At 63.9% G+C, this 12,818-nt stretch carries 12 protein-coding genes and 1 other RNA gene; 2 read left to right on the top strand and 11 right to left on the bottom strand.

Annotated features, from left to right (window positions below):
* Positions 1–15: 15 nt before the first annotated feature.
* Positions 16–468, bottom strand: a complete 453-nt coding sequence (locus GAU_RS08925) for a PTS sugar transporter subunit IIA (protein WP_012683230.1) — start codon at positions 466–468, stop codon at positions 16–18.
* A gap of 83 nt (positions 469–551) precedes the next feature.
* On the opposite strand from GAU_RS08925, the gene dusB reads away from it, so the two are divergent.
* Positions 552–1,601: a tRNA dihydrouridine synthase DusB gene (gene dusB / locus GAU_RS08920; protein WP_012683229.1), complete on the top strand. Its 1,050-nt coding sequence runs from the start codon at positions 552–554 to the stop codon at positions 1,599–1,601.
* Between the two features lie 88 nt (positions 1,602–1,689).
* Positions 1,690–2,047: a transfer-messenger RNA gene (gene ssrA, locus GAU_RS21580) on the top strand.
* Positions 2,048–2,109: 62 nt separating this feature from the next.
* On the opposite strand, the gene GAU_RS08915 is transcribed toward ssrA, so the two are convergent.
* The 10 genes from GAU_RS08915 to GAU_RS08870 are packed head-to-tail and all read right to left on the bottom strand — an operon-like array spanning position 2,110 to position 12,818.
* Positions 2,110–2,715 (bottom strand): hypothetical protein, encoded by a 606-nt coding sequence (locus tag GAU_RS08915; protein WP_012683228.1) that lies wholly within the window; start codon positions 2,713–2,715, stop codon positions 2,110–2,112.
* Complete coding sequence (purF, locus tag GAU_RS08910) at positions 2,712–4,094, bottom strand: amidophosphoribosyltransferase (RefSeq protein WP_012683227.1); 1,383 nt, start codon at positions 4,092–4,094, stop codon at positions 2,712–2,714. The genes GAU_RS08915 and purF overlap by 4 nt, the downstream gene beginning before the upstream one ends.
* Positions 4,095–4,108: 14 nt before the next feature.
* Positions 4,109–6,424, bottom strand: coding sequence for a phosphoribosylformylglycinamidine synthase subunit PurL (gene purL, locus GAU_RS08905; RefSeq protein ID WP_012683226.1), 2,316 nt, complete (start codon positions 6,422–6,424; stop codon positions 4,109–4,111).
* Between the two features lie 20 nt (positions 6,425–6,444).
* The gene (purQ, locus tag GAU_RS08900; protein ID WP_012683225.1) at positions 6,445–7,149 is read right to left on the bottom strand and encodes a phosphoribosylformylglycinamidine synthase subunit PurQ; all 705 of its coding nucleotides are present in this window, start codon (positions 7,147–7,149) and stop codon (positions 6,445–6,447) included.
* A complete protein-coding gene (gene purS / locus GAU_RS08895) occupies positions 7,146–7,403 on the bottom strand; it encodes a phosphoribosylformylglycinamidine synthase subunit PurS (RefSeq protein WP_012683224.1) in 258 nt (85 codons plus the stop codon). Before purS ends, purQ begins: the two co-directional genes overlap by 4 nt.
* Positions 7,400–8,305, bottom strand: coding sequence for a CDP-diacylglycerol--serine O-phosphatidyltransferase (pssA, locus tag GAU_RS08890; RefSeq protein ID WP_012683223.1), 906 nt, complete (start codon positions 8,303–8,305; stop codon positions 7,400–7,402). Before pssA ends, purS begins: the two co-directional genes overlap by 4 nt.
* A gap of 1 nt (position 8,306) precedes the next feature.
* Positions 8,307–8,957 (bottom strand): phosphatidylserine decarboxylase family protein, encoded by a 651-nt coding sequence (locus tag GAU_RS08885; protein WP_012683222.1) that lies wholly within the window; start codon positions 8,955–8,957, stop codon positions 8,307–8,309.
* Positions 8,957–9,901, bottom strand: coding sequence for a phosphoribosylaminoimidazolesuccinocarboxamide synthase (locus GAU_RS08880; protein ID WP_012683221.1), 945 nt, complete (start codon positions 9,899–9,901; stop codon positions 8,957–8,959). Before GAU_RS08880 ends, GAU_RS08885 begins: the two co-directional genes overlap by 1 nt.
* On the bottom strand, positions 9,898–11,355 hold the full coding sequence (purB, locus tag GAU_RS08875) for an adenylosuccinate lyase (protein WP_012683220.1): 1,458 nt from the start codon (positions 11,353–11,355) through the stop codon (positions 9,898–9,900). Before purB ends, GAU_RS08880 begins: the two co-directional genes overlap by 4 nt.
* Positions 11,352–12,818, bottom strand: a complete 1,467-nt coding sequence (locus tag GAU_RS08870) for a trypsin-like peptidase domain-containing protein (RefSeq protein ID WP_052574331.1) — start codon at positions 12,816–12,818, stop codon at positions 11,352–11,354. Before GAU_RS08870 ends, purB begins: the two co-directional genes overlap by 4 nt.

Raw genomic sequence — 12,818 nt, 5'->3', positions numbered from 1 at the left:
GAGGCGAGCCTACAGTCAGACCCGCTTTTCTTCCAGCAGCGCCATGAACTGCGCCGGCGACGTGAGTTCGAGCAGGCGCGTGGGCACGTCACCTTCCTTGCTGAACTGCGCGATCTTGCCCAACACCGGCAGATACTGATTGGACACCTCGAGCGGTGGCGCCACGATCAGGAAGAAGAAGTTGACCGGCTTGTCGTCGATCGCCTTGAAGTCGACGCCGTCCTTCTTGCGGCCAAAAGCCACACGCAGACGGTTGACGACGAGCGAACGACAGTGGGGAATCGCGATGCCGCGGCCGATGCCGGTGGAACCGAGATTCTCGCGCCGCTTGAGCATCTTGAACAGCATGCCCTCGGACTTTTCATCGAGCTTGAGCAGCCCGATCAGTTCCTTCAGGATCTCGTCTTTGCTCGTGCCCTGAAGCTCGAGTGCGACGGCGTCTTCGGAGAAAAACTCTCGCAGTTCCATAGCCCGTAATCGTAACAGCAGGGCCGTCCCTGTCAAACAGGGCGCGTTGCCCCGCCGATCCGGGCCGGCTAGCTTTCAAGTATATGTCCCGCAAGACGTTTCCCTTTGCCGTCCCGCATTCGGTCCCATTGTACCTGGCACCGATGGCCGGTGTGTCGGAGTCACCGTTCCGGCGGCTCTGTCACGCCCATGGTGCGGATGTGGTCGTGACCGAATTCCTGTCGGCCGAGGGCATTCGCCGCGAGAATGAGGCGACCATCAGCAAGTTGCGGTTCGCCCCGGAAGAGCGACCCATCGGCGTACAGATCTTCGGATCTGAACCGTCTGCCATGGCGGATGCGGCCGCGCTCGTCACGGACATGTTCTCGCCGGACTTTGTCGATATCAATTTCGGCTGCCCCGTGAAGAAGGTGGTGCGTCGGAACGGTGGGTCAGGATGCCTCAAGGACCTGGATCTGGTCGAAGAGATCATCCGCGCCGTGTCGAAGGCCACACCACTGCCAGTCACCGTGAAGACCCGCAGTGGCTGGAACGAGGAGATGCGTGATCCGGTGGGCATCGCGCTGCGCATGCAGGACGCGGGAGCCAAGGTGTTTGCGCTGCACGCCCGTACGCGTACGCAGATGTATTCCGGCAGCGCCAACTGGGATGAGATCGCGCGGGTGGCCGAAGCGCTGGACATCCCGGTGCTGGGCAACGGCGACATCAAGACCGCGCTCGATGCCAAGCGTATGCTCGACCACACGAAGGCCGACGGCATCATGATTGGCCGTGGCTCGTACGGACAGCCGTGGGTGTTCAAGCAGACCCGCGCGCTGATCGATGGTACGCCGGTGCCTGAAACGCCCGGGGTGCAGGAGCGTTTTGCCATCGCCCTCGATCATGCGCGCATGGTGCAGGGCTATGAAGTCGACGCCATCGGTGCCGCGCTCGAGTTCCGCAAGCACCTCGGCTGGTATGTGAAGGGGCTTCCCAATTCGGCCGAACTGCGCGCCAAGCTGCATCAGGTGCGGGATTTTGCCGAGGTGGAAACCATCTTCACCAACTACCTCGAGTTCTACGAGGAGTACAAAGCGCGTGGGCTGGCCGCGTCCGATCCGGACGTCTCGTCACTCACCTGCGAGGCGGCCTGACCGAGAGCCCGCGCAACGCGGTACAGTTGCCCGGACCCCAGGTGGTCGTGTAGTGTAGCATGGCAGGAACGCAGGACCGTTCGAAACCGGGGGTGACTGGCTTCGACGGGGTTGGTGAATCTCTGGTAGCGTGCCCAGGTCCTCGAGCACCTGGTAAAACACTCGGGAAAATTCCAATCGCGAACAACAACCTCGCGCTCGCTGCCTAACCTCCGGGTTACGTAGCAGTGCTCACGCGGCAGCCCGCCCGGGGCGGCACGTGAGTATCGCAAATCTGGGCTAGTCTCCGTGTGCGCCTTCGGCACAGAGGCGAAACTTTAGAAGGCTTGTCCTGACGTGGGCTTCCCATTGGCCAGCTGAAGGAGACCTCAATCAATGGGATACGCACGTAGAAACTGGGGTGGATCTAGTCTCGGACAGGGGTTCGATTCCCCTCACCTCCACTCAACGCAAACGCCCCCGACTGCTCAGCGGTCGGGGGCGTTTGTGTTTTGTCGGTTCGATACTGCTACTTCTTCAGGTATCGCGCGGGAATCGGATTGTCCGGACGTTCCGCATCCCAATAGATCGACACCACCCACCAGCGCGTGCCGTCGTTCAGCAACTGAATGCTGTTGATGCCACGCTGAAACGGCTTCGGATCGTCGAGCTTGCGCTTGGAATCATAGGCGCTGAACACCTGGGTGATCTTGCCGAACGTGTCCACGCTGCGGCCAATCTCGCGCTCGAAGAATCCATCACGCTCGAATCCGGCACTGGTCCGCTGAATGAACGTTTCCGGCGTGAGCACCGTGACCTGACCGGGCTGGCCCGCCGATTGTGCGGTGGGCATGAGACGCGCGCCCGGCACAAACAGGGACCGGAACCGATCCCAATCGCGCTTCTGACCGGCAGGTCCGGAAATCACGTCGTACAACGCGGTGAGGATGGCGTCCATGGATGCCACGTCGGCCGGCTTGGCCGGCACAGATGCCTGCGCAGGCACTGCGGCCGGTGCAGGGGCCTGCGCCTTCACATTGTTCACCGCTCCCAACGATGACGCGATCAGCACGCCCGCCACTGTCACCGCATGACGTACCCGCGTGGCAGCCATCAGCGAGAGTCCAGCGATCATGCCGCGCTCCCTGCACGAAGCAGTTCAGGGTCCGCCGGAATCGGCGTGGGGTAACGACCGGAGAAGCAGGCATGGCAATAACCATCCGGCCCACTCGGCATCGCCGACAACATGCCGTCGATGGACAGATAGCCCAGCGAATCCACGCCGAGATGACGCACCAGTTCCGCGTGTGACATCTGCGCGGCAATGAGCTCACCACGATGGGGCGTGTCGATGCCGTAATAACACGACGAAATGATCGGTGCGCTGGACACCCGCATGTGCACCTCGCGCGCGCCCGCCGCACGCACCAACGACACCAGACCGCGTGTGGTCGTACCACGCACGATGGAGTCGTCGACCATCACCACGCTCTTGCCTTCGAGCAACTCCCGCACCGGGTTGTACTTTACCTTCACCTTCGCATCACGACCGGCCTGCGTGGGCTGGATGAACGTACGGCCCACATAGTGATTGCGAATGAGCGCCAGTTCGTACGGGATGCCCGATTCTTCGGCGAAGCCGAGCGCCGCCGAGTTGGATGAATCGGGCACCGCGAAGACCACCTCGGCACCGGGAGCGGGCTGCTCGATGGCCAACTTGCGGCCGAGCGCACGACGCGAACGATCCACGGAGCCACCGAACACCTTGCTGTCGGGACGGGCGAAATACACGTGTTCGAACACGCACCGATTGATCGGCGCAGACTCGAGCGCGTTGATGGAGCGCAGTCCCTGCGCATCCACCGCCACGATCTCCCCCGGCAGAATTTCGCGTTCCACCGTGGCACCGACGATATCGAGTGCACAAGTCTCGGAGGCAAACACGTAGCTCTCGCCGATGCGTCCCATCACCAGCGGGCGCCAACCATGCGGATCACGGGCAACGATGACGGTTTCATCGAGTACCACGAGTAGGCAGTAGGCGCCCTCCACACCCTGCAGCGCCGCAGCGACACGTGCTTCCGGTGACTCACCGGTCGCACGAGCGATGCGATGCACGATGGCTTCCGAGTCCATCGTGCTGGAGAAGATTGCGCCGTCCTCTTCGAGATCGCGACGCAATTCCACCGCGTTGGTCAGATTGCCGTTGTGTGCCAGCGCGATGTGACTGCGCCGCACACGGGCCAGGATGGGCTGTGCGTTTTCGATGGCCGAAGCACCCGCCGTGCTGTAGCGCGTGTGTCCGATGGCAATCGGTCCCTGCAAGGCATCCATCTCGGCATCTTCGAACCCTTCCGAGACGAGTCCCATCGCGCGGCTCACCCGGGCGCGGCCATCGTCATCGACCGCCACGATGCCGGCCGACTCCTGACCACGATGCTGCAACGAGTACAGTCCCAACTGCGTCAGTGCGGCCGCTTCCAGATGGCCGTAGACGCCGAAAATACCACACATGGGTAGAGATCCCGTCAGTCGTTGGTGGGTGCGTGCGACGAAGCCACCGCGTGCTCGGCCGGCGTTTCGCCGTCCATTGCCTGCGGAATGGCCTCATGGAACGCTTTCGCGAGCCACATCACCGGAGCGGTGAACGTGTCATCCGAAATGGTGAAGCTGGCGCCACCGGCCGCTTCGGTCACCGTACCGATGACCTGCGCCGGAACGCCATGACGCCGCGCAATCTCCAGCACGGCGCCACTCTGCGCCGTGGAGACGACCACGCGACCATGGGCCTCACCGAAGAGCAACGCGCGGTGTGGCAGCGTCGCCCATGTCGAAAGGTCCACCGCAAATCCGAATGAGCGCTCGCGATCGAGCATCGCACATTCGGCCAACGTGACAGCCAGACCGCCGTCGCTGCAATCGTGCGCCGAACGCACGGCACCAGCCTGAATGGCTTCGAGCAGCGCATCGATGAGCGCCCGTTCGCGCGTTGGATCACACACCGGTGGTTCACCGATGGTGAGTCCATGAATGGCCAGCAGATACTCGCTCGCTCCCAGTTCATCCGTGCAATCACCCAGGAGCACGATCTCGTCGCCCGCCTGTTGAAACGCCGACGGCGTCACATGCGCCATCGATTCGATCAACCCCACCATACCGATCGTCGGCGTGGGATGAATGGCACCCTGCGGATTTTCGTTGTAGAGCGACACATTGCCACCGGTCACCGGTGATTCGAGGACCGTGCACGCTTCACCCATGCCCGCGATCGCCTCGCTGAGCTGGAAATACACCTCAGGCTTCTTGGGGTTGCCGAAGTTGAGGTTGTTCGTGATCGCCTTGGGGCGCGCGCCGGAGCAGGCCACATTGCGCGCCGCCTCACACACGGCGGCCCGACCGCCATTGCGGGGCGAGAGGGCCACGTGACGACCGTTGCCATCGATGCACAGGGCAATGGCCTTGTCGGTGCCACGCAGGCGCACCACGGCCGCATCACTGCCCGGACCACGCACCGTGCTCGTGCGCACCGTGGAGTCGTACTGCTGCCACACCCAACGCTTGCTGGCGATGGTGGGCGACGCGAGCAGGCGCTCGAGTGTCCACGCGTGATCGCGCTCGTCGTCGAGCGGCGTGACATCGAGCGGGTTCCGCGCACGGGCCGCCTTCAGCGCTTCGCTTTCCTTTGGCTCCAGCACGTACTGCGGGCACTCGGTCACCAGACGTGAACCGGGGAACTCCGCCACCACCGTGTCGCCTTCGGTCACGCGATACACCGGTTCGGCGATCACTTCGCCGATCACGGCCGCTTCCAGATCCCACTTGGCCAGGATGGCGCGCACGTCATCCTCGTGCCCCTGCTTGGCCACCACCAGCATGCGCTCCTGCGATTCCGACAGCAGGATCTCATACGGCGTCATGCCCTGTTCGCGCACGGGCACCTTGGTCACGTCGATGGTGACACCCACGTCACCACGTTCAGCCATTTCCGCCGACGACGACGTGAGGCCGGCGGCCCCCATGTCCTGAATGGCCACGATATGACCACTGCGAATGAGTTCGAGCGACGCTTCCAGCAGCAGCTTCTCGGTGAACGGATCACCGACCTGCACCATGGGGCGCTTGGCTTCGCTCGACTCCGACAGGTCTTCCGACGCGAACGACGCACCATGAATACCATCGCGTCCCGTGCGCGCACCCACCGCCATGATCGGGTTGCCGACACCTTCCGCCACGGCGCGCATCAACTCGTCTTCGCGCATGAGACCCACGCACATCGCATTGACGAGCGGGTTGCCTTCGTACGACGGATCGAACACGACCTCACCACCCACCGTGGGCACGCCCACGCAGTTGCCGTAGTCACCGATGCCTTTCACGACACCGGAGAACAGCCACCGCACACGCGGCGAGGTGAGCGGGCCGAAGCGCAGTGAGTTGAGCAGCGCGATCGGACGGGCGCCCATCGTGAACACGTCACGCAGAATGCCACCAACACCCGTGGCGGCGCCCTGATACGGCTCCACGGCCGACGGGTGATTGTGCGATTCGATCTTGAATGCGACCGCCCAGCCATCACCCACCGAGATCACGCCGGCATTTTCACCAGGACCCTGCAGCACCCACGGGGCTTTGGTGGGCAGCGTCTTGAGCATGGGGCGCGAGTGCTTGTAGGAGCAGTGTTCGCTCCACAGCGCGCTGACCACACCGATTTCGGTGAACGTGGGGGTGCGACCCAGCATGTTCACCAGGCGCTCGTACTCGAACTCGGTGATGCCGTGTTCGGCAACGAGGGCGGGCGTGATGGCCGGATCACCCGGGCGCGACTGCACGTGCGATGACGTCATGGCAGAACCTTCGGGCGTACTCATGCGCGGACACCCCCGGCCAGCGATTCGAGGATGGACTGAAAAAGCGGAATGCCGTCGACTGAACCGAGCGCGGTTTCGAGCGCACGTTCGGGGTGCGGCATCATGCCGAGCACATTGCCCTCGGCGTTGACGATCCCGGCGATGTTGCGCTGCGAGCCATTCGGATTGGCCGCATCCGAGGCATCACCGTTGGCACTCACGTAGCGGAACACCACCTGACCTTCGGCTTCGAGACGGGCCAGCGTATCGGCGTCGGCGGTGTAGCGGCCATCACCGTGCGCCACGGGCACGTTGATGATTTGCCCCACGTGGTACTGCGACGTGAAGCGCGTGGCGATGCTCTCCACGCGCAGGTCCACCGGCGCGCTCACGAAACGCAGGCTCACGTTGCGGAGCAGGGCACCGGGAAGCAGACCGGCTTCACAGGCAATCTGAAAGCCGTTGCAGATACCAAGGACCAGGCCACCACGCTTCGCGTGGGCAACCACTTCCTGCATGATCGGGCTGAAGCGCGCGATGGCACCGGCGCGCAGATAGTCCCCGTAGCTGAAGCCGCCGGGCAGGATCACCAGGTCGACATTCTGCAGGTCGTGATCCTTGTGCCACAGATAGACGGCTTCCTGGCCGAGGATGTCTGCGATCGCATGGAACGCATCCTCGTCACAGTTGGAGCCGGGAAAACGAACAATGCCGGCCTTCACGCGTGCCCCAGGCTGGCGATCTCGAAGTCCTCCGTGACCGGATTGGCCAGCAGCTTTTCGCACATGGCCTTCACCTGGTCGCGAGCCGCGTCCTCCGACGCCGCCTCGATCTCGACGACCACATGTCGTCCGACACGCACCTCACCAACCGTGGCGAAGCCGAGGGAGTGCAGAGCATCGGCGACGGCCTTTCCCTGCGGATCGAGAATGCCGCGCCGCGGGACGATGTGGATGGCGCAACGGAAACGGGTCATGCCGGAGACTCCTCGTGACCGGTGTGGGAACCGGATGGGTTTTGTTTGGAACGACGGCGCAGCGAACGGCGCCTGGTGCCGGGATCATCATCGAACTCGTCATCGTCGTCCGCGTCGTCGCGGCCCGGCAGACGGTCGAGCAATCCCAGGAACACGGTGCGCAGGATGCCGTACAGCACGTACGCCATCAGCGCGGGGAAGAAAAACTTCTTCGGCAGGAAGATCACGCCGACAAACGTGCCGATCACCAGCAGGAAGCCCAGCAGCCCTTTGATGGTCCGGAAATTGACCGTCGGCACCTTGGCATACTGCACGTTGCTGATCATCAGCATGCCGAGTCCGAGCATCACCCACCGCAGCATCTGATGCCATGGCAGGTCCCCGATGATCGTCTCGGTATAGAGCGGAGTCTGGCTGAACCAGTAATACGTGGCCAGCGTCATGCCCGCCGCGGGGCTGGGCAGGCCACTGAAGTGCGTGGTCTTGCGCCCCGCCGATTCCACATTGAAACGCGCCAGCCGCATCACGGCGCAGGCCGTGAAGAAGAAGCAGAAGATCCACTCCCACCGGCTGCTCTGGAACACGGCGAAGTACATGATCAGCGCCGGCGCGGTGCCAAACGAGATCGCGTCCACGAGAGAGTCGAGTTCCTCGCCGAAACGTGAACCCGACTTGGTGGCCCGTGCGATACGCCCATCGAGGGTATCGGCGATGGCGCCGAACACGATGAACCGTGCGGCCGCATCGAAGTCGCCACGAGACGCGGACACGATGGCGAAGATCCCGAAGAAGAGATTCGCCAACGTGAAGCCGTTCGGCAGCGCGACCACCGCGCGTGGGCGCGGCCGCCGGGCCCGTTCGGCGGGCTCGCTGCCCGGTCGTGCCTCGGGAGACTGACTCACGTCAGGTCGCCGGCAGGTCGGCGAGAATGGTCTCGCCAGCCTTCATGCGTTGACCCACCGCGACCCGCAGTGTCGAGGTGGGCGGAAGAAACACGTCGACCCGTGAACCAAACCGGATGAGGCCCATGCGCGCGCCCTGCGTGGCCGTGTCACCGGAGACGGAATCGGTGATGATGCGACGGGCAATGAGCCCCGCGATCTGGCGCATCAGGATGCGATGCGGGCCGCTCACGATACCCACCGACGCCTGCTCATTGTCGGTGCTGGATGCCTCGGTCACCGCGTTCAGGAACTTGCCGGCCTTGTGTACCACATGTGCCACACGACCGTTCACCGGATACCGGTTCACGTGTACGTCGAAGACATTCATGAAGATCGACACGCGCGTCGTGGGTCCGCCCACGAACGTGGGTTCATCGATGTTCGTGATGAGCACTACACGGCCATCGGCCGGCGACACGACCACGCGGTCGCCACGCTCACCGATGCGTTCGGGATTGCGGAAAAACCACGCCACCCACAACGCGATGACGGTGAGCAGGAACGCCACCACCCACAATGGCCAGGAGCGCAAACGCAGCGCTCCCACGTACGCCATCGCCGCGAGCGCCAGCGCGCCCAGCATGAACGGGTACCCTTCGCGCGCAAACATCAGCGATCCTCCGGAAGTCCAAGGCGGGCCAGATCCAGCGGTGCGCCGGTGAGACGGGCAAACGCATCCCGGTAGCGCACACTGGTGGCGCGAATCACTTCAGGTGGGAGCGTCGGCGGCGGCGCCTCACCATTCCAGCGTCCCGCGTGGCGCTCCACATCGAGCCAGTCGCGCAACGGCTGCTTGTCAAAGCTTGGCTGTCCGCGGCCCGGTGCATAGCTGTCGGCTGGCCAGAACCGCGAACTGTCGGGCGTGAGCACTTCGTCGATCAGCAACAACTTTCCGTCGCGCCAACCAAACTCGAACTTCGTATCGGCCACGATGATGCCACGCGGTTCGGCGGTGGCACGGCCGTATTCGTAAATGCGACGCGCCAGCGATTCGAGTTGAGCCGCCGTGTCCGCCCCCACCTCCGAGATCACCTTGCTGACCGTGATGTTCTCGTCGTGTCCGGTCTCGGCTTTGGTGGCCGGACTGAAGATGGGCGGATCGAGGCGATCGCTTTCCTGCAGTCCCGCCTTGAGCGCTTCACCGGCCAGCGTCCCGTGCTCGCGATACTCCTTCCACGCCGAGCCGGTGATGTAGCCACGAATCACACATTCGATGGGCACCACGTCGGCCCGCACGGTGAGCATGCTGCGGCCGGCCAGCGCATCACGATACGGCGCCAGTGATGGCACCGCCGCGATGATCTCGTCGGTTTCGGCGGTGATCAGATGGTGATCCACCATGCCGGCCAACTGCGCCAGCCACCACGCGGTGACCTGCGTGAGCACCGCGCCCTTGTAGGGAATGGCTTCGTGCATCACCACGTCGAACGCACTGATGCGATCAGTGGTGACCATGAGCAAGCGATCATCATCCACCGCGTACACGTCGCGCACCTTGCCACGGCGCACCAACGGCAACGGCAGGTTGGTATGGGTCAACGCCGCCGCACTCATACACGCACCTCTTCGAGTTCCACGGCCGTACGCTCGCGGGCCAGCCACGGCGCAACGTGCTCATCGAGGAACTCCACCACCTGCTGCGGCGCACGTCCCACAAACCGGGACGGCTCGGCCGCAGATTTGAGATCTTCCAGCGACACACCAAACGACGGATCGGCCGCCAACCGCTCGAGCATGTCGTTGTGGGGTGCACCGTCCTTCACGGCGCGTGCGGCCGCGATGCTGTGCCCACGAATGATCTCGTGGGCTTCCTGACGATCACCACCGGCGCGCACAAAACGCACGATGAGTTCTTCGGTGGCCATGAACGGCAATTCGTCATCCACCCGACGACGAATGCGAGCCGGATGCACTTCCAGGCCACGCGTCACGTTCTGCATGAGCACGAGAATGGCATCGGTAGCCAGAAACGACTCGGGAATGGCGAGGCGACGATTGGCCGAATCATCGAGCGTACGCTCGAAGTACTGCACGGCGTGCGTCTGGTTGGCATTCGGCTCGAGCGACAGCACAAAGCGGGCGAGTGCCGCAATGCGCTCCGAGCGCATCGGGTTGCGCTTGTACGCCATGGCCGACGAACCGATCTGGTTCTTCTCGAACGGTTCCTCGAGTTCACCGAACGCCTGCAACATGCGGATATCGCCCGAGAACTTCGACGCCGTGGAGGCGATGCCGGCCACGACACCCAGCACCTGCGCATCCACCTTGCGGGAATACGTCTGGCCGCTGACCGGGATGGAGGTCTTGAACCCCATGCGCTCGCACACCATGCGATCGAGTTCGCGCACCTTCGCGTGATCGCCGTCGAACAGTGTGAGGAAACTGGCCTGCGTGCCCGTGGTGCCCTTCACGCCACGGAAAGGCAGCGAGGCAATGCGATACTCGAGGTCTTCCAAGTCGAGCAGGATATCCTGCATCCACAACGTGGCGCGCTTGCCCACCGTGGTGAGCTGCGCGGGCTGGAGGTGCGTGTAGCCCAGCGCCGGCACGTCCTTCCACTCGCGGGCAAACCCACCCAGCGCTTCCAGCACATCCAGCAACTTCTCGCGCAGCAGCGAGAGGCCACGGCGCATCAGCACGAGTTCCGTGTTGTCCGTGACGTAACAGCTCGTGGCACCCAGATGGATGAACTTGCGGGCCGCCGGCGCGACATCACCGAACGCGTGCACATGCGCCATCACATCGTGGCGGAACGACTTTTCGTACGCCGCGACGGCCGTGAAATCGATATCGTCGAGATGATCACGCATCTCCGCGATGGCGGCATCGGGAATGTCGATGCCCAGAGCCTGCTGCGATTCGGCCAGGGCGAGCCAGAGGCGGCGCCAGAGTCCGTAACGGGTCTGTCCACCCCAAAGCGTGAGCATCGCCTTCGAGGCGTAGCGATCAGCGAGCGGCGACTGGTACGTAGCGTGCGGAGAACGGTCTGGAGCGGTCACGGAACTCAACGAAGGGTGAACTGCGTCTGGAAATACTGTCGGTTGCGCTCGAACACGAGCACGACGGCGCCGCGGGCGCCCTGCCGATCGATGGCTTCGGACACTTCCTGCGCCGATGCCACACGGGAGCGTCCAACTTGCGCGATCACATCGCCTTCCTGCAGGCCGATCTCATCGCGAATGCGATCGGACACTTTGAACACGAGGGCACCAGCGTTGGATGCGATACCACGTTCCTGGCGAATGGCATCGGTCACGGTCACGAGCTGCAATTCGCGCAGCACGGTGACCTTGGGAGCGGTCACTTCCGGGGCATCACCGACCTGCATGTTGGCGGGCACCTCGCGCCCAGCACGCCGCAGTGTGATGGCCAGCGACTCGCCCACGCGCAAATCGAGCAGTCGCGCTTCCCATTCGTACGGATTGCGCACCGGGCGCCCGGCCGCGGCCGTGATCTGATCGCCTACACGCACCCCGGCCCGCTCGGCGGGTGATCCCGGTGCCACGCGCGCCACCACCGCGCCCAGCGACGCCACTTCCCGTGCGCTCTGCACCTGCGGTGTCTGCAACCGGATGCCCACCCACGGATGCCGCACGGCACCATGTTCGAGCAGGTCTTCCACGATGCGCCGCGTACGATCGATCGGGATGGCAAACCCAAGCCCCACCGATCCGCCACTCGGCGAATAGATCGAGCTGTTCACACCGATCACTTCGCCGTTGGCGTTCACCAGCGGGCCGCCGGAGTTACCGGGATTGATGGCCGCGTCGGTCTGGATCATGTCGATGTAGACACCACCACCTTCGGTGCGACCGGCAAGGTTGCGTCCCACCGCGCTCACCACACCCACCGACACGCTGGGCTCCGTGTTGCCCAGCACGAAGCCAAACGGATTGCCGATGGCGATGGTCCATTCGCCGACGATCAGATCGCTGGAGCGACCCAGTTGCGCCGTGGGCAGATCCTTGGCGCTGATGCGCACGACCGCGAGATCGTTGGTTTCGTCGACGCCCACCACCGTGGCGCGATACGTCGTGCCGTCGCGCATGGCCACCGACACCGACGTGGCACCCGCGATGACATGGGCATTGGTGACGATCACCCCGTCATTGCGCACCACAAAGCCGGAGCCGATGCCCGCATTGCGGCGTTCGCCCGATCGGCCACCCATCATGTAGTCGAAGATGTCGACGGGAACCCGTTCGACGGTTTCGGTCTGCACGGTCACGACCGTTGGCGCCACCCGTTCGACGGCGGTGGTGATGGCCGAACGCCGTGACGCATTGATGGACTGCGCCGGAACCGGACCCGCTGGCTGCGGAGGGGGCAGGGTGCGTGACTGCTGCGCGCCCGAGTCGGAGGGATTGAACCCCTCGCAGCCGACGAGCGCGAGCGCCACCAGCCCCACCAGCGTGACACGGGAGCGCATCGTGGCGCGGCGGTGGGTGAGAGAAGCAAGCATCGCGGTCAT

This window comes from Gemmatimonas aurantiaca T-27 (assembly GCF_000010305.1).
In the GTDB taxonomy this organism is placed as follows: Bacteria; Gemmatimonadota; Gemmatimonadetes; order Gemmatimonadales; family Gemmatimonadaceae; genus Gemmatimonas; species Gemmatimonas aurantiaca.
Note: the sequence above shows the minus strand (reverse complement) of the source record. Positions and strands in the feature narration are given on the sequence as shown.

Coding starts and splice junctions, on each gene's coding strand:
- GAU_RS08880 (WP_012683221.1), bottom strand. CDS start 9,901: ATGAGTGCGGCGGCGTTGACCCATACCAACCTGCCGTTGCCGTTGGTG.
- GAU_RS08870 (WP_052574331.1), bottom strand. CDS start 12,818: ATGACCGCGATGCTTGCTTCTCTCACCCACCGCCGCGCCACGATGCGC.
- GAU_RS08925 (WP_012683230.1), bottom strand. CDS start 468: ATGGAACTGCGAGAGTTTTTCTCCGAAGACGCCGTCGCACTCGAGCTT.
- GAU_RS08885 (WP_012683222.1), bottom strand. CDS start 8,957: ATGTTTGCGCGCGAAGGGTACCCGTTCATGCTGGGCGCGCTGGCGCTC.
- GAU_RS08915 (WP_012683228.1), bottom strand. CDS start 2,715: ATGATCGCTGGACTCTCGCTGATGGCTGCCACGCGGGTACGTCATGCG.
- purS (WP_012683224.1), bottom strand. CDS start 7,403: ATGACCCGTTTCCGTTGCGCCATCCACATCGTCCCGCGGCGCGGCATT.
- purF (WP_012683227.1), bottom strand. CDS start 4,094: ATGTGTGGTATTTTCGGCGTCTACGGCCATCTGGAAGCGGCCGCACTG.
- purL (WP_012683226.1), bottom strand. CDS start 6,424: ATGACGTCATCGCACGTGCAGTCGCGCCCGGGTGATCCGGCCATCACG.
- dusB (WP_012683229.1), top strand. CDS start 552: ATGTCCCGCAAGACGTTTCCCTTTGCCGTCCCGCATTCGGTCCCATTG.